Annotated in this window: 22 protein-coding genes and 1 pseudogene; 11 read left to right on the top strand and 12 right to left on the bottom strand. The window is 62.7% G+C overall.

What is annotated here, in order from left to right:
- Nucleotides 1–17 precede the first annotated feature (17 nt).
- The 6 genes from R0232_RS42960 to R0232_RS42935 all read right to left on the bottom strand — a co-directional run bounded on the left by R0232_RS42960 (nt 18) and on the right by R0232_RS42935 (nt 6,557).
- A complete protein-coding gene (locus R0232_RS42960) occupies nt 18–701 on the bottom strand; it encodes an SMP-30/gluconolactonase/LRE family protein (protein WP_431513422.1) in 684 nt (227 codons plus the stop codon).
- Nucleotides 702–854: 153 nt separating this feature from the next.
- Nucleotides 855–1,232 carry a superoxide dismutase family protein gene (locus R0232_RS42955; RefSeq protein WP_431513421.1) on the bottom strand — a complete coding sequence of 126 codons (378 nt, stop codon included), beginning with the start codon at nt 1,230–1,232 and terminating at the stop codon, nt 855–857.
- Between the two features lie 363 nt (nt 1,233–1,595).
- The gene (locus tag R0232_RS42950) at nt 1,596–2,357 is read right to left on the bottom strand and encodes a PQQ-dependent sugar dehydrogenase (protein WP_431513420.1); all 762 of its coding nucleotides are present in this window, start codon (nt 2,355–2,357) and stop codon (nt 1,596–1,598) included.
- 323 nt (nt 2,358–2,680) lie between these two features.
- Nucleotides 2,681–3,556 (bottom strand): hypothetical protein, encoded by an 876-nt coding sequence (locus tag R0232_RS42945; RefSeq protein WP_431513419.1) that lies wholly within the window; start codon nt 3,554–3,556, stop codon nt 2,681–2,683.
- A 158-nt stretch (nt 3,557–3,714) separates the two neighbouring features.
- Nucleotides 3,715–6,327, bottom strand: coding sequence for a DNA ligase D (ligD, locus tag R0232_RS42940; RefSeq protein ID WP_431513418.1), 2,613 nt, complete (start codon nt 6,325–6,327; stop codon nt 3,715–3,717).
- Nucleotides 6,328–6,377: 50 nt separating this feature from the next.
- Nucleotides 6,378–6,557 carry a DUF3606 domain-containing protein gene (locus R0232_RS42935; protein ID WP_395345112.1) on the bottom strand — a complete coding sequence of 60 codons (180 nt, stop codon included), beginning with the start codon at nt 6,555–6,557 and terminating at the stop codon, nt 6,378–6,380.
- A gap of 453 nt (nt 6,558–7,010) precedes the next feature.
- On the opposite strand from R0232_RS42935, the gene R0232_RS42930 reads away from it, so the two are divergent.
- Both R0232_RS42930 and R0232_RS42925 read left to right on the top strand, forming a co-directional pair.
- Entirely contained in the window at nt 7,011–7,556 is a 546-nt protein-coding gene (locus R0232_RS42930; RefSeq protein WP_431513417.1) for an alpha/beta fold hydrolase, read from the top strand.
- Between the two features lie 6 nt (nt 7,557–7,562).
- On the top strand, nt 7,563–7,775 hold the full coding sequence (locus R0232_RS42925; protein ID WP_431513416.1) for an alpha/beta fold hydrolase: 213 nt from the start codon (nt 7,563–7,565) through the stop codon (nt 7,773–7,775).
- 466 nt (nt 7,776–8,241) lie between these two features.
- Here R0232_RS42925 and R0232_RS42920 read toward each other — a convergent pair whose 3' ends face one another.
- Nucleotides 8,242–8,766: a DUF4142 domain-containing protein gene (locus tag R0232_RS42920; RefSeq protein ID WP_431513415.1), complete on the bottom strand. Its 525-nt coding sequence runs from the start codon at nt 8,764–8,766 to the stop codon at nt 8,242–8,244.
- A gap of 19 nt (nt 8,767–8,785) precedes the next feature.
- The gene (locus tag R0232_RS42915) at nt 8,786–9,283 is read right to left on the bottom strand and encodes a ferritin-like domain-containing protein (protein ID WP_431514664.1); all 498 of its coding nucleotides are present in this window, start codon (nt 9,281–9,283) and stop codon (nt 8,786–8,788) included.
- A gap of 450 nt (nt 9,284–9,733) precedes the next feature.
- Here R0232_RS42915 and R0232_RS42910 point away from each other — a divergent pair, with 450 nt between their 5' ends.
- The 5 genes from R0232_RS42910 (at nt 9,734) to R0232_RS42890 (ending at nt 13,607) form a co-directional block, all read left to right on the top strand.
- A complete protein-coding gene (locus R0232_RS42910) occupies nt 9,734–10,549 on the top strand; it encodes a ZIP family metal transporter (RefSeq protein ID WP_395347455.1) in 816 nt (271 codons plus the stop codon).
- Between the two features lie 4 nt (nt 10,550–10,553).
- A complete protein-coding gene (locus tag R0232_RS42905) occupies nt 10,554–11,084 on the top strand; it encodes a DUF421 domain-containing protein (RefSeq protein WP_395345104.1) in 531 nt (176 codons plus the stop codon).
- Nucleotides 11,085–11,154: 70 nt separating this feature from the next.
- Nucleotides 11,155–11,682 carry a cysteine hydrolase family protein gene (locus R0232_RS42900; RefSeq protein WP_395345102.1) on the top strand — a complete coding sequence of 176 codons (528 nt, stop codon included), beginning with the start codon at nt 11,155–11,157 and terminating at the stop codon, nt 11,680–11,682.
- Nucleotides 11,683–11,839: 157 nt separating this feature from the next.
- Nucleotides 11,840–12,757 (top strand): manganese catalase family protein, encoded by a 918-nt coding sequence (locus R0232_RS42895; protein ID WP_395345100.1) that lies wholly within the window; start codon nt 11,840–11,842, stop codon nt 12,755–12,757.
- A 544-nt stretch (nt 12,758–13,301) separates the two neighbouring features.
- Nucleotides 13,302–13,607 (top strand): hypothetical protein, encoded by a 306-nt coding sequence (locus R0232_RS42890; RefSeq protein ID WP_395345098.1) that lies wholly within the window; start codon nt 13,302–13,304, stop codon nt 13,605–13,607.
- Between the two features lie 470 nt (nt 13,608–14,077).
- Here R0232_RS42890 and R0232_RS42885 read toward each other — a convergent pair whose 3' ends face one another.
- Nucleotides 14,078–14,473, bottom strand: a complete 396-nt coding sequence (locus R0232_RS42885; RefSeq protein WP_431514663.1) for an SDR family NAD(P)-dependent oxidoreductase — start codon at nt 14,471–14,473, stop codon at nt 14,078–14,080.
- Between the two features lie 55 nt (nt 14,474–14,528).
- A pseudogene (locus R0232_RS42880) lies at nt 14,529–15,059 on the bottom strand (hypothetical protein); the annotation flags it as partial.
- Nucleotides 15,060–15,168: 109 nt separating this feature from the next.
- Between R0232_RS42880 and R0232_RS42875 the strand changes: the two are divergent.
- The 3 genes from R0232_RS42875 (at nt 15,169) to R0232_RS42865 (ending at nt 18,125) form a co-directional block, all read left to right on the top strand.
- On the top strand, nt 15,169–16,488 hold the full coding sequence (locus R0232_RS42875; RefSeq protein WP_395345094.1) for an Nramp family divalent metal transporter: 1,320 nt from the start codon (nt 15,169–15,171) through the stop codon (nt 16,486–16,488).
- A 319-nt stretch (nt 16,489–16,807) separates the two neighbouring features.
- Nucleotides 16,808–17,503, top strand: coding sequence for a guanitoxin biosynthesis heme-dependent pre-guanitoxin N-hydroxylase GntA (gene gntA / locus R0232_RS42870; RefSeq protein ID WP_431513414.1), 696 nt, complete (start codon nt 16,808–16,810; stop codon nt 17,501–17,503).
- A 10-nt stretch (nt 17,504–17,513) separates the two neighbouring features.
- Nucleotides 17,514–18,125 carry a DUF1989 domain-containing protein gene (locus R0232_RS42865; protein WP_395345090.1) on the top strand — a complete coding sequence of 204 codons (612 nt, stop codon included), beginning with the start codon at nt 17,514–17,516 and terminating at the stop codon, nt 18,123–18,125.
- Here the strand turns inward: R0232_RS42865 and R0232_RS42860 are convergent.
- Complete coding sequence (locus R0232_RS42860) at nt 18,097–19,404, bottom strand: YbdK family carboxylate-amine ligase (protein WP_395345088.1); 1,308 nt, start codon at nt 19,402–19,404, stop codon at nt 18,097–18,099. The two genes, R0232_RS42865 and R0232_RS42860, sit on opposite strands and share 29 nt — an antisense overlap.
- 263 nt (nt 19,405–19,667) lie before the next feature.
- Here R0232_RS42860 and R0232_RS42855 point away from each other — a divergent pair, with 263 nt between their 5' ends.
- Entirely contained in the window at nt 19,668–19,859 is a 192-nt protein-coding gene (locus tag R0232_RS42855) for a hypothetical protein (RefSeq protein ID WP_431513413.1), read from the top strand.
- 529 nt (nt 19,860–20,388) lie between these two features.
- Here R0232_RS42855 and R0232_RS42850 read toward each other — a convergent pair.
- Complete coding sequence (locus R0232_RS42850; protein WP_395345084.1) at nt 20,389–20,625, bottom strand: hypothetical protein; 237 nt, start codon at nt 20,623–20,625, stop codon at nt 20,389–20,391.
- Between the last annotated feature and the right edge of the window lie 21 nt (nt 20,626–20,646).

The following is a 20,646-nucleotide window of genomic DNA, read 5'->3' as shown; positions in this document are numbered from 1 at the left end:
CGGGACTTGCAGCCGTGCTACCGCGGCATCGCGACGGTCACCACGTCGAAGGGAAGCACGGCCGGCGGGCTTTTCTGGCGATCGAGCTGCCCGTTGACCACCATCAGGCCGGACGGGACCACGGCCGCCGTGGTCGGATAGCGCAGGCGCGTGTCGGTGATGCGTTGCGTGACGCGACCCGCACTCCAGTCGGGCGCAAGTTCCACGCGCACGAGCTCATGGTGCGCATTGCGGACCACGTAGAGATCGTTGCCACCGGCGAGCACGAGCCCATCGCCGTCCGTGAGTTCGCCGCCGTCCACGCGCAGCTGCGAGACCGCGCGCGAGCGGGTATCGATGCGCCAGAGCTGGCCGGTCGCGAGCTGGATCGACAGCAGGTAGCGACCATCGGGCGACGCGACGATGCCGTTGATGTTGATCTTGTTCGGCAGGTAGCGCAGCGGCGTGGACGACAGATCGAGCCACGGCTCCAGCGTCGCGCGCGCACCGGCGCCGGTGCGCACCCGGTAGATCACCGGGCGGAACGAGTCGGTGATGTAGGCCGAGCCATCGCGTGCGATGACGAGGTCGTTGAGGAAGCTCGGCATGTCCTGCGGTGCCTTGGCCACGGCCAGCGTGCTCCCGTCGGTCACGTTGACCGCGGCCAGCGTGCCGCCGGGTCCGCCCGCGATCCACAGGCGTCCGCTGCCATCGAACTTCATGCCGAATGCGCCCTGCCGCCCCACGGCACCACCGGCCTGCACCAGCTCGGCCTTCGCGCCGCTTTGCCTGATGCGGAACAGGTCGCCATTGGTACTCGATCCAACGAAGGCGTCGCCGGTGCGCGGATCGATCGCGATGCCTTCCGGGAAGACCTACGCGCCTTCGAGGGTGGCACGCGCGTGAACGGCGGTCGGCGCCGTGGCCTCGATCACGCCGCACAGCACCCGCGCGCCGGAGTTGCCCGCGGGGTCGCTGGTGTAGTCGTCGGGATCCGCATGGACGACGACACTGCGGCCGATCACCGACGTCGGCGCTCGGTCCAGCGAGAGGTTCGTGTTGAGGTAGCGCAGCACCGCGCGACCGCCGGCGTCCGCTTGGAGGGCCGGCAGCTCGCCGGCATGCGCATGGGCCTTGTCGTCGCCCGGTCGCCCATGGTTGCGCGAGTTGCCGGGATCGAAGTGGCCGCCGGCGGCGCCGAAATCGACGACCCAGGCCGGTCGCTGCGTCGGGCCCGGGTGCGCACTCGCCATGCGCGTGCACATGGAAGCCGTGCACGCCGTGCGCGAGCCCTTCGACGCTGGCGTTGAGGACCACCGCGGTGCCTCCGCCAGCCGGCGCAAGCGCACGATGCCGGCCTGTTTGCCCGATGGCGTGAGAAGCCGCGCCGATGCCAGCGGCGCCGCATCGGGCTGTGATGCGCCGGCACCGCCCTGCAGCGAACCCGGTGTGCTGGCGCCGGGCATCGCGGCATGGCATGGTCGTGCGAAGGGTTGGGAGGACCGCCGCACGCGCCGTGCAGGGCCACAGCGCACACGGCGATCGGGCAGAGAAGGTGTCGGGTGTTCATGGTCGGCTCCTCAGCGGGCGTAGCTCGCGCGATAGATCACGCCGTTCTAGTCCTCGGCGATCAGCAGGGAACCGTCGGCCGCCACGGCCAGGCCGGAGAGCCGTCCGAACTGTGCCGGCCGGGCCGCCTTCGCCTGTTCGGCGGCCGGTCCGGCGCCCGGTTGGCGCAGGTGGGCCGGCGCGGCGGGCATCAGCCATCCGGTAACGAAGTCCTCGATCGACTGCGGCTTGCCCGCCGCGTCGAAGCACACCCGCACCACCTTGTAGCCGCTGGGCTGTCCCCGGTTCCACGATCCGCGCATCGCGACGAAGGCGCTGTGGCGGTACTCTGCGGGAAACTGGCTGCCGCCGTAGAAGACCATCCCGACGGGCGCGGAGTGCGCCGTGGTCATGAGCGCCGGCGCCTCGGTGGTCGGGCAGAAGTCGGCGCGCGTAGATCCTTCCGGGTCGTTCTGCTGCTTCATGTCGACCTGCCTGTCACCCCAGCAGAACGGCCACCCGTAGTGCCGGTTCGGCCGGATCGCGTTGAGTTCCTCGGGCGGCACGTCGTCGCCACGGTCGTCCGAGCCGTGGTCGAAGCCGTAGAGCGTGCCATCGACCGGACTGAAGGCGAAGCCCAGCGTGTTGCGAAGCCCGCGCGCGTATACGCTGCGCGCGCTGCCGTCGGGCCGCACGCGCAGCACGGTCGCGGCCTCGGGATTGGTCTCCACGCAGTTGTTGCACTGCGAGCCCACGGTCACGTACAGGAAGCCGTCGGGACCGGAAGCCAGCGTGCGGTAGGGATGCTGCGATCCGTCGGGGCAGGTCATCGAGAAGAACCCGCGGCAGGGCCAGCGAGCCGTCAGGCTGCACATCGGCGACCAGCACCTTCTTGTCGCTGGCCATGAACAGCTTGCCGTCCTTGAGCAGCAGCCCATGCACGTTCTTGATGTTCTGCGCCACGATCTGCTGCGCGTCGATCTTTCCGTCGCGATCGGTGTCGCGCAGCAGCAGCACATCGGCCTGCCTGGGGCGGCTCGCATAGACGTCGCCGTTGGGCGCCACCTGCAGCCAGCGCACATGCTGCATGTCCTTGGCGTACACATTGACCTTGAAGCCAGGAGGCAGCTTCAGCTGCAAGAGCAGCAATTCATCAAACTTGACCGGCGAAGGTTCGAGCATCACGGTGGACACCGTGTTGGGGCCGTCGCCCGGTGGCAGCTGCGCCGATGCGTCCGCAGCATGAAGGTGCCCAGAGCGAGGACTGTGCGAAAGAGAGAAGCTGCGTGCATGAGGAGGCCCCGTGAGTGATCGCCTCGGCAAGCGAGGAGGCGGGTGGGGCCGGCGACGCGCGAGGTTCGCCTGAGCGGACGTAGGACGCTCGGCCAATGCTGGCTCGGGAGGGGCGATGAGGGGGAACGGCTCGACCTTGACCGATCAACTGCGTGAGCAGCGCCGGCTTAGTCCGGTATGAACTTGGAAAGCACTCGGGCCGCGGCGTGAAGTCGCTCAACTTGGTTGACGGGGAGCTCCTCGCTAATGACATCGAAATGGCACACAGTACCAGTTGCCTCGCCTTGAGCGTTGAAGTCGGCACGCCGAAGTAGGCGAGCATCACCCCCTGGTAAGGATGTCCATTCAGTCGCAAGTCCGAATCCGAATTTGCGGTCAGGAAACTCGCGTCTCGCAGGACATATTGACAGAAGCTCGAAGCGACGGGAACCTGCGCAAGAAAATCGGGACGCGGCTCGCCGAGCTTGTCAGCAAGCTCGACATTGACCATCGCATCGTTGACCGCTCGATACACAGCCGTATAGCGGTGAGACACACCGCTGTTGAGCAAAGCGAGCGCCGCGCTTAGTCCCTCTATCGTGCACCGCTCATCAAAGTCGCGTGCGAATTCCTCGTAGGCGTGAGCATGCTTCTGCTGTAGCAGCAGCGCATAGAGCCTCTCGATCTCGTGCTCCCAAGCAGTTCCGGCCGCGATGAGCAGTTGGTCCGCCGCGAGCAAATCCTGCGGATCGAACACCTCGCTCTGGGGTCGGGTACGGGCGCACCGCAAAACCCGCCTGCCGTAAGGCCTGCTCCATCTCGAAATGCGACATCTCCGCCATGCGGCAAGCTTAGCTGAAAGGTGAGGCCATTCTGCGAACGGAGCACCCGCAGAAAGCACCGTGAAAGTACACGTCAGCGAAAGCCCAAGGCCTTCATGGCGGGACTGAGCGCTTGTCTAGCCTTCCAGTAGCCGGCCCAGGGGTCAGTCCGTTGAAACGACAGATGCTCGCGCGCGGTGCGGACGTCCCATTGCGCACCGCTTTTCAGGCCTTCCAGGTCCTCCCAGGCAATCGGCATAGAGACGCCCAGCCCCGGACGCGCGCGCACAGAAAAAGCCGAAGCCGTCGTTGCGCCATGCCCGTTGCGGAGGTAGTCGACGAACAGCTTCCCGACACGGTTGGAGGGTCCGCTTTTTGCGACGAATCGCGATGGGATCGTCTTGGCCAGGTGCTGAACTGCCGCCTGCGAGAAGCTCTTCACCACTTCGTACTCGTAGCGAGGCGCTAGGGGCACCACAACGTGCAATCCTTTGCCCCCGGATGTCTTCAACCATGCCTGAAGGCCGAGCTCGCCTAGCAGCGCGCGCACGAGGATCGCGGCCTCTTGCACGTGCTGCCAAGCCGTTCCTTCGCCGGGATCCAGATCGAGGATCATGCGATCAGGCTTGTTGATCGTTCGGGCGACCGAGTTCCAGGTATGAAACTCGATGACATTCATCTGAGCGGCACCGAGCAACGCTTTCTCGTTTGAGATCTCCAGCAAGGCAGCGTGCCCGGGCCACAACGACTCGGGCAGTTCCGTGATGCCAGGGACTCCGATCTTTTCTCCATGCTTTTGAAAAAAGAGCTGTCCCTTTACACCGGCAGGGCCTCGCACCAAAGAACAGGGCCGGCCCTTGAGGTGCGGCAGGATGAACTCGGCCACTGACTCATAGTAACGGACCAGGTCCAGCTTGGTGACGCCTGTGGATTCGTCGATGATCCGTTCCGCGTGGCTGACCGTGACGCCGCCGGCAGAGGCCCCTGGCGCCTTACCGCTGGCTTTTGCTGGCGCCGCATCTACCGCCTTGGCCGTCTCGCGCGTGATCGAGGTGGCCGATTTGTCAGAGCGCATGCCGACGAAAGAAGCATGCCGCACCTGCCCATCGGGCGTCCACTCGGCAAAGCTGACCTCCGCGATTTGCGTCGGCCGGACCCATCGCTCGGAACCTGCCTTGCGCTTGGACCAGCGTCCAGGAGCTGCTCGTGCGACATCGAAAGGCGGTGCCTCAACCTGAAGACGAGCCAGGCGCCGACGAATGTCGGCCGACTCTTCCACGCTCCAACCGGTTCCGACACTTCCCGCGGATACGAGCTGGCCGCTCTCGTCGTGCACGCCCAGCAGCAGGCTGCCCACTTGGGCAGCGTTGTCCGAGCGATCGACAAAACCGCACACTACAAACTCCTGCCGCAGCTTGCACTTGAGCTTGAGCCAGGTTTCCGTACGACGGGAGACATAGGGTGCATCCGCTCTTTTAGCGATCACTCCCTCGAGCTGCATGCTGCATGCGGACCTGAGGATCGCATGCGGCTCGGCCGGAAAGTCCTGGCTGAACCGCACGTGCTCGGAAGCCTTGTGTGCGAGGAATGCTTCCAGCAGATCTCGGCGTTTTTTGAGCGGCAGCTCCCTCAGGTCCTCGCCTTCGAAGAACGGCGTATCAAACACGAAGAAAACGATTCGATCTTCCCCACGACGCCGGTCGAAGGCGTTCTGCAAAGCGTTGAAGTCCGGCGCACCGTTCTCGCCGAGCACCACAATCTCTCCATCGAGAAATGAGCCGCGCAGACCGAGCCCGCTCAGCTCGGACACCAGTTGCGGCATCTTGGCGGCCCAGTCGTGACCACCGCGAGTGATCAGCTGCACTTTGCCCTTGTCCAGCCGCGCCATCAGCCGGTAGCCATCGAACTTGATCTCGTAGATCCATTCCCCGGCACTCGGCACGCCGCTGGCGAGTGTGGCAAGTTGGGGGCCGATTTTTTCCGGCAGCAGTGCCTTCCGGCTGCTCTTCAGGCGCGAACCTGTCTTCTGCACCTGCGCCTTGCCAGCGCTGAGAGGCGCTTTCGCCGTCGCCCCTTGTTTGGCACGGCCAGGCTTCGTTAGCGCGGCTTTTTCCACTGCGATCTTTGTTGTCTCGGGTGCTGCTGGCTTGCGTAGCGGCTTGGCAAACACGCTGTCGGGCAGCGCGCTGACGACGTCGAACTCCGCGTGCGACCGCGCGAATTCGTCCTTCTTCTTAAACAGGATCCACGGTTCCTGGCGCTCGCCGCCTTTGGCGATGTTCACCAGCTCCCAGAGGCCCCTGAGCTTGTGGCCATCAAGCCGAAAAACGAGCTTGCCCGCCTTGAGGCCTTTGCGGGGATCCCCGATCGGCTCCCAGGTCCCGTTGTCCCAGACGATGACGGTTCCAGCGCCATATTGCTTTGGAGGAATGGTGCCCTCGAACGATGCGTAGGACAGAGGGTGGTCTTCCACATGGACGGCGAGGCGCTTTTCTTTGGGGTCGAAGCTTGGGCCCTTGGGGACCGCCCACGACACAAGCACGCCATCCAACTCGAGCCTAAAGTCGTAATGAAGGCGGCTGGCGGCATGCTTCTGAATGACGAAGCCGAGCGCGCCCGCCGAGGGCGTCCCGCCTTCGGCGGGCTCCGCGGTGATCTTGAAGTCGCGCTTCTGCCGATAGGACGCGAGCTTCTTGGTTGCGGCCATGAGCCGGCTCCAACAAAATCAGGTTATCCGGCCCTGCTCTTGGCGACTACCTACTTACGTTCAGCAAGGTACCCGCGCACCTCCTGCGCGGAATTGCCAACAGCCTTGACCGCATCGCGCAGCTGCATCTCGCTGCAGCCAAGGCTTTCGGTCCAGGACCTCACCTCGTGCTTTTCTTCCAGCGAGATCAGCTTGCGGTCCAACGCAGTCTTCTTGGTGTCGTCGGTCATGAAAGGCTCCTTCTGATTCAAGAAGCCGGTTGTCGCCGTGGCGCGAGCGCGCTCGCGTAAGCAAATTGAACGATCTGCTGAAGGACAAACTTTGGTTGTCGCCTCGCTGAGATCGACGGGAAGCGCGTGCGTACCCTTGCCGCAAGCCCACGCATGAACGCTTCCACATCCTACGCTGGCGTGGTGAAAAACGGCCAAATTGGAATCTGCATCCCGCCACCGGCATAGCTTCTCGAATCCGCTCGGCGCATGTCATCCATGGCGGCCCTCCTAAGATCGGCCCATGAGCCTGCATTCGGAAATGGAAGTTGGCATTCGACGCTCGGGCCCTTTAGGCATGCAGGCGCTTCCTTTTATGCTCTAGATTGGAACCAGGCATGGAACACTCCCAGATATCGGTAAACGGCATCACGCTGCATGTCGTCACCGCCGGCCCCCAAACCGCCCCCTCTCGTGATCCTGCTGCATGGATTCCCAGAAACTTGGCAGGCTTGGCAGCGATACGTAGAACCTTTCCTCGCGATTGGTTGGCGGGTGGCAATTCCGGATCAAAGAGGCTATGGGCAGTCCGACAAGCCCAGCGGTGTCAGTTCCTATGCACTGGATGTCTTGGCTGACGACATATGCGCGCTTGCAGACGCATTGGATGCGCAGGAGTTTGCGCTCGTGGGCCATGACTGGGGAGGGATCGTTGCATGGCACGTTGCCGCGCGAGACCCCCAACGGGTACAGCGCCTAGCGATTCTGAACGCACCGCACCCGGCGAGTCTTCTCGGCTACGCCCTGTCGCATCCATTTCAACTCGCTCGCAGCGCATACGTCGGCTTCTTCCACCTCCCCTTTTTACCCGAAACAATGCTCGGCGCGAATCGGTGCGCGCTCTTGCGTGCTTCACTGACTCGCACAAGCAAGCCCGATGCGTTCGACCCTGAGTTGCTGGAGGCGTACTGCGAGGCTTGGAGCCAGCCGCACGCGGTTGCGAGTATGCTGAATTGGTAGCGCGCCATGGCCATCGGGCGCCCTATTTCAACCCCAATTGAAGCTCCCACCTTGATCCTCTGGGGAGACCAGGATACGGCGCTGGAGCCTGGCCTGGGTGATGAAGCGCTGAAGTATTGCGCGAAAGGCATTCTTTCGCGCCTGGAGGACGGCACCCACTGGCTTCACCACGAACAGCCTGTGCGCGTCAGCGCGCAGCTCTGCGATTTTTTGAGCTAGCGACCAGCCCGATTACTGGGCGTCAGTACTCCCTTAGGCGCATTCAGCGCTTCTGGACCAGCCGTGCACTAGGACTGCGCGCGTGAGTCCACAGGACGCTCCTCCACCCAACGCATGGCCTGCTGTCGTCCATGCCGCAGTGCCTGAGCTGCTGTTGCATGAAGATCAATGCCTTGCGGGAGGCGCAAGGGATGGCGCAGGAGAAACCACCTCCACACTCGCCCGGTACTGGCCACGTCGTTCGGTCGAAGCTCAATCCGAAATGCGTGGCCCCGGTAAACAAATGCATGCTCGCTGGACATCGAATCCCTACGAAAGAGAGCTCGTTCGAATGAGGGCTCCCCACCCGAGGTTTATCCGGCCCCCCTCCTCGGAAAATGACCAGCGAACGCGCGGAGGGCCGAGATCGCTCTGGTCAGCGCTCCCTCCGGCGTCGAACATCACCACCGTTCGACAGCGACGACTATCATTTCACTGAACCTGCAAGCCGCTGCGAATGTGCCAAGTGGCCCTGGACCACAGGCAGCATCTTTGTTGCGAGCGCCTTTACTTCAGGGTCCTTTGCCTCGGCCTGGGTTTTCTTGAGCAGCTTCTCGGTCGCTTCGTGGTCATCGACGCCAGCCTGTTTCACGTACTGACGGTCGAAAGCATCGCCCTGAAGCGCCTTGAACTTCAGCATCGCTGCTCTGTGTTTCGCGTCAGGTCCGTCGGGCAGTTCTACACCCTTGTTCTTGGCCAGGGACCCCACGTCGCTCAGGCCTTTGGTGTGGTCTTCGACCATCATCTGGGCGAACTTCTTGATGTCCGCACTGTTCGTTTTCTCGACGGCGACCTTCCCGGTCTCTACCTCCGCGATGCTCGCTTGCGCGATGTCCTTGAGCATGGATGCGTCAGCGGCCTCGAGCTTAGCCTGAGCCAACACCGCAGAGCTCAGACCGTAGGTGACGGCGAAGACGGCTGCGACCGTGGCGGTACGAAATAGGGTTTTCATCTTGATCCTTTGAAACGGGTCAGCTCGTCGCTTCAGCTTGTTCGATGGCGCTGGCCTCCGCCATGGCGCCGAGGCGCTTGTCGGTCGCTTGCTCCTCGGCTAGCGTGGCTTGCAGCAGCGGCACCGCCGGGGCATAGCCCAGCTTCATCGCCATGAGGATCAACGAGGTGTAGCTCGCGATCTCGTAGTGCTCGGCCTTTTGGGCCGATCCGATCAACGCTGCATCCAGCACCGGTCCTTCTTGAACTTGATCGACCATGGACAGGGTCTCCTCCACCAGGCCGGCCATGCCCTCGCACTTGATGCGCTTGAGTTTCAGGCCAAGGGCCTCGGCGATTTCTTCAATCCGCTCGACTTGCGCGCGCGTTTCCTCGAGGTGATCCTCGAAGGCCTGAGCCAGCTGAGGGTCCGTGGCCGCACGGGCGAGCCTGGGAAGCGAGCGGGTCATCTGCTTCTCTGCGCTATAGGTATCCGAAAGATCGTGGATGAATAGTTCGGAAGGGGTCTTGATTGGCATATTGATCCTTTGGTATGCAAGGCTGCTATCCGTAGGAGCACGAAACAGCAGCAAGCAGTGAGGGGCCGACGCAGAGCTCGGCGTGTAGTCGCAGAGGCTACGACGCTGTGCGTTAGCGAGCAGCGCGGCGATTGCCAGCATTCGCTATTCATAGGTAGCGTTCGACCTACACGGTCTCGACACGGTTTACGTGAATTTCATGTTTGACCGGTGTCCCCGTCTTTCCTTTTCCTGGGAGGTGATCGATCCGGATGCCTGCGCTGGAAGCAGCCGCATGAATTGGGGTCTTCGGCGGGTGCCGAAGATTGGAGTCCGGCTTCGGCCGGGCTCATTTTTTTTCTTGTTCGCGATGCCGGGCCTCTTCACTTGAATCCTCTATCCATCTCACACCGTGGCTCGAAGGGCAAGCGCCTGAGGCGCTGGAGTGGCATCGGCATCGTCGGGTTCGGCATGCTCGTGATGGGCTACGAAGCCGTGGTGGCGATGGACGATGCACCTGCCATCCGCTTGGCGCTTGCCGGGGGAGGGATCGCGGCGCTCGCGACGGCCTTGGGCACCATCCCAGTCCTGCTTTCGCAGCAGTTTTCGCAGCGCGTCTACGACACCATGCTCGGCTTCGGTGCCGGAGTGATGCTCGCCGCAAGCTCGTTCTCGCTGATCATCCCCGCGCTGCAAGCCGCCAAGGGACAAGGAGCTTCGCATTGGGGGGCTGGCGCCATGGTGGGAGCGGGCATCCTGCTGGGCGCCCTTGCGGTGTTGACGCTCGATCGCACCATTCCCCATGAACACTTCGTCAAGGGGGCCGAGGGCCCAGGGTCTCGAACGATGAAGCGGATCTGGCTCTTCGTGTTCGCCATCATCCTGCACAACCTCCCGGAGGGCCTTGCGATCGGCGTGGCCTTCGCAGGAACCGACCCCGTGGGAGCCAGTGCGCTGACGACCGGCATTTCGATCCAGGATGCGCCGGAGGGCCTGGTCGTGGCGCTCGCCCTTCGCAGCGTGGGCTACAGCCGATGGCAGGCGGCGGGCGTGGGGGTGCTCTCCGGGCTGGTCGAGCCGGTCGCAGCGGTGGCCGGCGCCGCGCTGACCAGCATTTCGCCCTCGCTGCTGCCCTGGGGCCTTGCCCTCGCCGCGGGAGCGATGCTGTTCGTGATCAGTCACGAGATCATTCCGGAATCGCACAGGCAGGGCCACGAGACCTTCGCCACAGGCGGGCTCATGCTCGGCTTCGTCGTGATGATGGTTCTTGACACGGCACTAGGGTAAAGAAATGGACGAGCTTCTTTCGCTTTTCGGTCGAGACTTTCCTGTCTGGCACATGGTGGTGCGGGGAACCGTGGTCTACTGGTTCCTGCTTCTGGTGTTTCGCTTTGTCCTGCGTCGCGACATCGGGTCCATGGGCGTGGCGGATCTGCTCTTCGTGGTGTTGGTTGCCGACGCATCCAGCAATGCGATGCAAGGCGAATACAAGTCCATCAATGACGGCTTGGTGCTGCTGGGGACGCTGATCGCCTGGAACTTCGTCCTCGACTGGCTCAGCTACAGATTCGAACCAATCTCCCGCTTGCTCGAGCCTTTGCCTGCGGTGCTGGTGCGACATGGGCAGCTGAATCAGCGCGCGCTGCGCCGGGAGATGATTTCGACGGACGAGCTGATGGGCAAGCTGCGGCAGCAGGGGGTGGAGTCGCTGCGGCAGGTCCGCATCGCGCGCCTCGAAGCAGACGGCCAGTTGAGCGTCTTCAGAAGGGATGGAGGCGATGTCAAGCCTCCCTCGGGGCATGATGGCCCGCCCGGACAATAAACGCGCCGAAGGGGCTCGTTCAAAGGTGCCGGGAAGGCTGGCGACGGAGAGAGCCAGCGGGGGCCTCGCCATGCTCGTGATCGACATGATCAGTTGCTGGGATTTCGAAGATGGAGAAAAGCTGGTGCGCTATGCCGCGCAAATCGCTCCTCACATCGCTCGCCTCAAAGCGAGGGCGGTCCACGCCGGCGTGCCGGTCATCTACGCGAATGACAACGCTGGTCGCTGGCGGTCCGACCTCCGCACGCTGATCGACGATGCGTATCGCGGCGGCGGCCGAGGCGCCAAGATTACAGAACTCCTCATGCCGAGCAAAGAGGACTACTTTGTCCTCAAGCCCAAGCAGTCCGCCTTCTTTGGCACACCTCTTGAGCTGTTGCTTCAACATCTCAAAGCTTCCCAGCTGATCCTCACCGGCGTGGCGAGCGACCAGTGCATTCTGGTGACTGCCTCCGAAGCGGTGATGCGCGACCTCGAAGTGGTCGTGCCGAAGGACTGCGTGGCTTCTCAGACGGCGCAGCGCAATCGCCTCGTTCTGCGGCAGTTGGAACAGATCCACAACATTCCTACTACCGCATCCCCGCGCCTGCGGTTTTAGCGACGGCGGGCGTTGGTTGGAGAACCCAGGGGCCTGCGGGGTGGATTCCTACGCATGCCGTCCGCATCCGCCGTGCATCGACTCGTGGATGAAGCCCAGGATTAATTTTCCAGTTCAGTTGAGCTGGACCCATCCACCCCCACCATGGAGCTTCATCATGTTCTCTCACAACAAACGTCTTCAGTACACCTTGCGCGTCAGTGAAACAAATCCAGGCTTGGCCAACTTGATGCTAGAGCAGTTCGGCGGCGCCCAGGGTGAGCTCGCCGCCGCTTGCCGCTACTTCACACAGGCCATCGCAGAGGAGGACTCGGGCCGCAAGGACATGCTCTTCGACATCGCCACCGAAGAGCTCAGTCACCTCGAAGTGATCGGTACGATGGTTGCCATGCTCAACCGCGGCGCGAAAGGAAGGCTGGCCGAAGGCGTCGACTCGGAAGCAGAGGCCTATCGAACCATCACGGGCGCTGGCAACGACAGCCACCTCACGCAGGTGTTGTATGGCGGTGGACCTGCGCTGGTCAACTCAGCGGGCGTTCCCTGGACCGCGGCTTACGTCGACAGCATCGGCGAACCCACGGCCGACCTGCGCTCGAACATCGCGGCCGAAGCACGGGCCAAGATCGTTTATGAGCGACTGATCAACCTGACCGACGATCCGGGGGTGAAAGAAGCCTTGGGCTTCCTGATGACACGCGAGATCGCGCACCAGAAGTCGTTCGAGAAGGCGCTCTATGCGATCACGCCGAACTTCCCACCCGGCAAGCTTCCCGGCATGCCGGAGTTCACGAAGGTGTACTTCAACATGTCGAAGGGAAGCGATGTGCGCGGGCCGTGGAATCAGGGAGAGCAATGGGATTTCGTCGAGGACCCACTGCCGCAGTGCCCCGTCGACGGAGGCAGTGGTGACGCTTCGGTCAATCTGACTGCGGAAGAAGAAGCTGCCGTGGACGCGCTGGCGGTGCGCACTGCTTCCGATCCGACCAGCGATCCGCAGACCGGCGCTGAACTCGGTATGGGGGAAGACGCGGTGCTGGATGAACTGTCCGCTCAGCTAGAAAAGGCCAAGCCGTGATTGGGCGGCCTGGATCGCCGCGCCCCCCGCTCGCGGTCCAGGCACCCTCGCCGACTGAGAGCAATGGCTACGAGATTTCAGTGCGCTCCTCGCATGGCAGAGTGCTGGTCCAGTTGACCGGTTGTGCGTGTGAGTACCTGAAGCTGGGCAGCGAAACGTTGCTCGAAGCTGTTGCGCGTTCGGGCCCGCTCGTCACGCAGATAGTTGAGGGCATGAGCGTCGACCTGGAGATACCCCGTGTCACCTTATACGCAGGCCACATTGCGGCGCATCGTCGAGAGCGCCACTAGCTCGGGGCGGTCGAACCGCACCGCTGAGCAGGCGGCCCTACTCTATGTCATTTTCGCCCCCGTGGTGCTACGTTGACGCCCGGGGGCCCGAGGTCTTCTTGCGCCACCCGGTTATCACAGAAGCTTCACCGAATCGGCGGTTGCCATGTGGGCGCCCAGCGGTCCCACCTTGCGCCAGTCGCTGCGGCTCCCGAGGATGGCGTCCAACCAAATCTATCTGGCCCCCGAAACCTGGACGAACTCGAGGAATCGAAATGGCCGAGTACAGAGAGAAACAGAAGCTTGCTGCTGTCATGGCCTACAGAAAGGGCGCTGGCGAATTGCGCGCTACCGCCAGCACGCTTACAAGGCCAGTGGGAAAGCTGGGTCTGCTGGCGCGGGAGCGCGCCAACTCCGATGTCGACTCCAAGCTCGAGGTCCTGCACCGGATGCAGGATGAGGGCCTGTCGGGCTGGCTGGCTGCGGCCCTCTTCAACATCCGGCCCCTCAGCCTGACAGCGGAGTGGAATCGGGCGTATGCCGCTCACGGCGCGCCCGCCTTGCAGCCTGGATGGAAATAGGAACAGACGAGGATAAGCAAGCCGCCGAGGAGGCGCGATGACCGTGAGGCGGCGGCAAGTGACTAACGCAGTCGCGGCGAGCTGCTACGCGATCTTCAGCAGCTGCAGGCGGAGAATGCTTACCTGAAAAAGTGCAGGCCTTGGGTCGAACCAAGTCGCGCTCTGCGCCCGTGAAAGGACGTTGATCGTGATCGATTAAACATCCTTCTTGCCGATTTGCTGCGCGGCAGAGCTGGCGCGCAGCAGCTTCTGCTACGAGCTGAAGGCGCTCGGCGCAGCTGACAAGCACAGCGAGCTGAGTGAAGATCCGCGAGATCTTCAAGGTCACAAGGGTCGGCATGGCTGTCGACGGTTCACTGCCGAACTGCGCCAGTAGGGCGCGAAGAAGTGGCTGTTCGCGGGCAGCGAGTTGGCCGGCCAGCGCGCAGCAGTGGTGATGAGTCTCGTGCAGTCGGGCAAGCTCATCGGGATCATTCGATGCTTCTCATAAACTCCATAGTGCCCCGCTCAGCGGTCGCCGCTTCCGGGTTCGGCATCTTGCGGTGCTGCTCAGCCAGTACTTGCGCCGGCATGACCCTGGCCATCGCGACCTGCAACTTGTTCTTACAGCCCGCCGCCACGTCCGCCTCTCCATTCAGCATCGCCTCGAAGCCGACGCGCGGCACTTCTGCTGGGTCGGCTATCTTGCCGTCCTGTCCCACTTTCGTATCGAGCATGTCCGCACGCTCGAAGAACCGGGTGTCCGTCGGTCCGGGCATGAGGCAACTCACGGTTACGCCGAAATCCTTCAACTCGTTGCGCAAGGCGAGCGAGAACGAATCGAGGAAAGCCTTTGTGCCGGTGTAGACCGCCTGGTAGGAGCCCAGGCATGAAGCCCGCGATGGACCCCGTAACTAGGATACGCCCCGACTCCCGTGCGCGCATCGGGCCGGCCAACCGGTGAATCAGGTAGATGGTGCCGGTAACGTTGGTGTCGAGGACAAGCTTTGCCTGCGAGAAGGCTTCGTCGACAAACGCATGACCAAGGCCACGGCCCGCGATGGCGAGCAAGCAATCCACAGGACGATTACCGACGGCGGCCACTAATCGATCAACGCCATCGAGCGTAGAAAAATCTACCTGCGAAGCAATCACTGAGACACACGCATGGCGCAATGCGATCGCGGCCGCCTCGATTTCCGGCTCGTCGAGCGCGATCAAGAGATCGAGGCCGGCGGCGCACAACAGCGTGCAAGTTCCAGGCCGATACCGGAAGACGCTCCGGTGACCACGGCGAAGCACCCGCGGGGAAGTTGGTAAGAAGTACTGGACATGAAGTGCCTCGCGCAAATGATGGCTGATGACGTGTGGTGGAATCTGTAGCCTCCAGCGTTTTCCGGCATGCCATGCGCATATGTAGGCGAGAGGCGAACCAATGTATAGTTCTGTTCGAAAAATGCGTCTGATCGGCATGGGGGCGTGGTCTTGCCTTCAAAGTGCATCCAGGTTGCAGCAGCGTCCTACAGATGGAACTGTGATCGCGCACTACTTTCGGGTTCCCGTGGTCACCGACGAGGCGAGCATGCCGAGGCCGAGCGAGCAGGACGAGAACAACGCCAGTGCTGGCGCAGGCGCCGAGCCTCCCGCGAAGCGCGGCTTCCTGAACCGCCTCGGCCCCGGCCTCATCACCGGCGCTGCCGACGACGACCCCAGCGGCATCGCCACCTACACCCAGGCCGGCGCGCAGTTCGGCTACGGCATGGGCTGGACCCTGCTGCTGACCTATCCGCTGATGGTGGGCATCCAGCTCGCGAGCGCGCGCATCGGCCGCACCACGGGCCGCGGGCTGACCTCGGCCTTCGCCACCTTGTGGCCGCGCCCGGTCGTGCTGCTCGCGGTCGTGCTGCTGCTGGTCGCCAATGTCGTGAACCTCGCGGCCGACATCGGCGCCATGGCCGAGGTCGCGCGGCTGGGCCTGGGCGGACCCGAGGCGCTCTACGCGCTGGGCTTCGGCCTGCTGTCGCTGGCGCTGCAGGCCTGGCTGCCGTACCACCGCTACGTGCGCGTGCTCAAGTGGCTCACGCTCTCGCTGCTGGCCTACGTGGGCGTGGCGCTGGTGGCGCATGTCGACTGGAAGGCCGCGCTCGCGGGCGCGCTGCTGCCGCGCCTGCACTGGGATGCGGAGAGCATCCAGATGGTGGTGGCGATCCTCGGCACCACGATCAGCCCCTACCTGTTCTTCTGGCAGGCGGCGCAGGAGGTGGAGGAGATCGAGCGCGTTCCGCAGGACCATGCGCTCAGGACGCATCCCGCGCAGGCGCGCACGCAACTGCGCCGGCTGCGCTTCGACACCTGGGTCGGCATGGGCTTCTCCAACGCGATCGCCTTCTCGATGATCGTGGCCTCGGCCGCCACCCTGCATGCCCATGGCCAGACCGACGTGGGCTCGACCGCGCAGGCGGCCGAGGCCCTGCGCCCGGTGGCCGGCAGCGCGGCGTTCGCGCTGTTCGCGTTGGGGATCATCGGCACGGGCCTGCTGGCGCTGCCGGTGCTCGGCGGTTCCGCCGCCTATGCCTGCGCCGAGTTCCTGCGCGTGCGCCGCGGGCTCGAGCAGCCGGTGGGCGCGGCGCCGGCCTTCTACGGCATCCTCGCGGCCGCCATGGCCTGCGGCATCGGCATCAGCCTGTGCGGCGTCGATCCGATGAAAGCGCTGGTGTGGGCGGCGGTGCTCAATTCGCTGATGTCGGTGCCGATCATGGTCGGCGTCATGTGGGCCGCCGGCAGCCGCCGCCTCATGGGCGAGCTGGTGCTGCCGCTGCACTGGCGGGTGCTGGGCTGGGCCGCGACCGCGGTCATGGCGCTGGCGACCCTGGCCTTTCTCTGGACCCGCCTGCGTTCCTGACACGAGCGGCTAGAAGGCCAACGGCAGTGGGAGTGCTAGTCAGCACGATGGCGTTGGGCCTCTGGCTCGTGATGCGATCTTCCTCGTCATTGGCGCTGTTTGCACACGTGGGGTTCTCGCAGCTGTAGGTTCTCACAGAGACCCTTCTGATTGCAACAGCCGTGGCGGCGAGAGCCGCAGAAAGCGCGACCGCGGCAGAAGCTCGTCGGAGCTGTCCTGCCTCTCGCTCCGCGCGGCCTACACGCAAGATTTTTTTTCGCACACACGAATGGCGGATTTGCCTTCGACGAGGGCCGGGACGCTTGCCGACCGTTGATGCATGACAGATCAACTCCTCTCCCCCGCCGAAACGGAGCCTTCGTCCAACAGATCTCGCATCGAGGGAATGCGCGCGTTTATCTCGTCCGAGGGATTTCCGTGCGTAGGCGCGAAATCCGCGCTCAACAAGAAACGCATACAGTTCATCGAGCTGCGGACGCTTGGAGATCCATCTCAGACTCCAGAGCTTTTCGACGCCCTTATAGCCTACTCTGCGGCCTTTCCTGACCCTGGCGTCGTGCCGGTGAGCTTTGTGGCCCTGTTCGACGGATCTCCCACCAACGAGATCGAGTTCGAAAAAGCCCTATGGACCCAACTTCAATCGTTGCATGACCTCGATCGAGAACGCGGCTATCAGTGGAACTGTGAAGTCAGCCACGATTCAGAGCGCTGCGACTTCTCATTTAGCGTGGGAGGTCGCGCCTTCTTCGTCGTGGGCATGCATCCACAGGCTTCACGCCATGCGCGCCGGTCGGCCGTGCCTTGCTTGGTCTTCAACTTCCACGATCAGTTCGAAGCAATGAAAGCGTCTGGGAAGTACCAGTCGATGCAGGAGGCTATCCGGCAGCGCGACATTGACCTGCAGGGATCAATCAATCCTGTGCTCGCCCGCTTTGGTGAAGCTTCTGAAGCGCGCCAGTACTCCGGACGGGCCGTGGAATCTAACTGGAAGTGTCCGTTTCATCATCACTCTTGAAAGGAATCGAATGATTGAGGAGAAAACGCTGACCCACGCGGCCGGCTGCTGCCGTATCCCGCCGCAGTCGGGCGTCGCCTTCACTTTGCGAAGCGGCCAGATCCTGCGCATCAACGATCCATTCGGCGAACAAGTTGCCGACCTGTACGCCTTCGCACAGGACGACCACAGTTGTAGCCTGTCCTCCGGGCGGTCCATCGACTATGCTTCAAAGATCTACCTGACCAAGGGCGATCTACTCTACGCAAACAACAGCCGTCCAATGTTTCGCATTGTCGATGACACGGTCGGTCGACACGACTTCCTGTTAACCCCGTGCAGCCAGGAGATGTTCGAAATTCTCTATCAGCACCACGGGCATCACCCCAGCTGCTTTGAGAATCTGTACCGAGCTTTTGAACCGTACGGAATTCGTCCGGACCAGATTGGAACAACGTTCAATGTTTTCATGAATGTCGGCGTCACCGAGACCGGCGAGGTTCAAGTCAAGCCACCCACGTCTCGCGCCGGCGACTTTATTGAACTACGCGCTGAGATGGACCTCATCTGCGGATTGACAGCGTGTTCGGCCGAAAATTCGAACAATGGCTCTTTCAAGCCCATTGACTACGAGATACGCTAAGAGGCTCGCGGGGTTTGGCAGGCAAGAGAGGCATCGAGGCGCGCACAGTATCGTCCGGATTTTGAGATGTTTCCATCATCCCCGCTGCAAGGAGCGCCATTTCTTTGACGCTGCGGCAGCGGCCTCTCAAGCTGCGCAGCACGGTTGCGTCGTTCTGGATGGTGCTCACCACCTTGCGCAGGGTTGCGAGTCGTTCTTCATCTCTCGGCGCCGACGCGTGGCGCGCCAAAGTCGACAGCAGGTTCCCGAGGTGGTCTCTCAGAAGCAATTGTTTCCGTGTCATCGGATCGACGTAGATTGCTTTCAGGCCGAACTTCGCGGCTTGATACTTGTTGTACTCGTACACGAGGTAGTCTTCGTCCCGGGGGATAAACGGTTGTGACTCCAGCAGCCACGTTCCGAGAAGTTGCGCGAAGCTGGCGAGTTCGGCGGCTCGCTCGATAGACAACGGGCTATCGAGGACGCGAATCTCGACCGTTCCATACTCAGGCTTCGGTCGGATGTCCCAATGCAAGTCCTTGATTGACTTGATGACCCCGCACGCAAGCCATTTGGACAGACATTCGGTGAGTTCATGCCAGGAGTTCGTAAATGGCGCACGGGGTCCTGTGGGAAACGGGTTCGGGCAGTACGTCCGGGTGGAGTCGAATCCGGTGTCTCTCCCTTCCATGAAGGGACTGGACGCAGAGAGTGCAATAAAGTGCGGCACGTATCTGGCGAGCTGGTGCATCAATAGCGGGACGCGCTCAACGTCAGCGCACCCAAGATGAATATGCTGCCCGAATACAGTTGTCTGCTTGAGTACCTCCCCATACAGCGAAGTCAAGGCGCGATAGCGTGGGCTGTCGAAGATCTGCTGTTCCCACCAGTGCTTGGAAGGATGCAGCCCGCCGCCGGATATGCGGGCGCCGTGTTCGGCGGCCGCGCACGAGACCCTGCTGCGTAGGGTTTCGAGGTCAGCAGCCGCCTCGCAGGCATTCGCACAGACACCGGTGGAGATCTCGATCATGCCGGCGCTCACCTCGGGAACGATTGCCCCTCGTGCCAAAGGCCCGAGAAGACGCGCAGCCTCAAGGATCTGCGGACTCCGCTGAGCGAGATCGCCCGAATCTGCATCGATGAGCTGCAGTTCAAGTTCGACGCCCAGGCTCATATCAGCGGACGGTGCAAAGTCGAACGAAGGATGCGGGGAATTTGGCATGACGGCCTCGCGCTTGTGATGGAAGGGAAGGTCAAGCCACCTCGCCACAGAGCACGTCAGGCTTGCGGTGAGTTTCACGTAGGACAGGCCAGAGTGCCTGTGTGTGTTGACACCGTCTGGTGCGCCTTGCGCGCATAGCTGTCCAACGGAGCAGCGATTTGACGCTGTGGACCCTCATCGACGGCGCTCTGATACCGAAGCTCTCCGGTATCGCGACAACAGCCCCCGGTGCGGACTGGCACAGCGATGCGTGAAGGTTGGATTACGCATCCTCCCTCCGCACGCAGACGCCGACGACGCTTTTCGAGCCCTAGCCTGTTCCCCCTCACCACAGCCACGAGATGATCATCAGCACACCAGACTTTCTCGCCCAGTTTTTTCGCGACGGCTGGGAAGTGCGTTGCGCTGTGACTCGCGCCGCTCCTAACGGCAACCTTTCCGGACGAGCAGAGATTCTTCGGCAGCCTCGAGAACGCCCGCATTTCGAATATCGGCTTCGTCGTGAAGCGCAAGCGGAAACCCAGCGTCCTTGATACGACGCAAAATCCATTGGCATGCCGGCCCCTCCGAAGGGCAGGAAATCTATTAATGCTCGGTGAGCCTCACCAAAGTCACTTTACGTAGGCAACTGCCGAGCGGCAGCGCCCGATCGCACTCATCTTTCGGCCGGCGTTGCTGTCGCGCAGGGGTGAGCAGCACCCGTCCTGAGTTTTCGTCCGACGTTTGGATCAGACACGTCGCAACGCATGGCACCGCGAGAGGAAATTTACTCACGACCCATGCCTCTCGATACTCCACCACTGTGGCACTTCACGCTCACCCGCTTTCCGGGAGCGCTTGGGGCGGGCGCGCAGAAGTGTGGTGTGGGCGTCGATTGGTCAGCGTGTTTGCTTCGTTCATGTATGAAAGCGAGGCGGAAGTGCGCACGCGGTTGGAGGCAGAGGTCCTCGCCTACATCGCCGAGCGCGGCGGAAGCGCATCGCTGCGATTCGAGCCCTGTGGACGTTAGCAAGTCCACGTAGCGCTCGGACGTCGTGCCTACGGCCCCATCGCACCCTCCCGCTACTCAACCAAGTCCTTCAGGAAAACTGCGGCGATCATCGCGGCCGCTCGTCTGTCCTCCACCATATCGGCGATGCACATCAGCGGCTCGTCCTCATAAGACAGGTCGCGCAGCTCGAGCAAATACTGCCGCGCCAGATCCTTGTCTGTTCTGGACCGCTCACCTGGAGTAAGCAACCAATCCTCCACCTCACTGCGATACGCCGCCCGGAAGACCGCCCGCACGGGCCGCTTCACGCGGCCGGTATCTCCGGCTTG

It is taken from the genome of Variovorax sp. DAIF25, assembly GCF_050711835.1.
Lineage (GTDB): Bacteria > Pseudomonadota > Gammaproteobacteria > Burkholderiales > Burkholderiaceae_C > Variovorax.
This window is presented reverse-complemented; position numbering and strand designations above follow the sequence as displayed.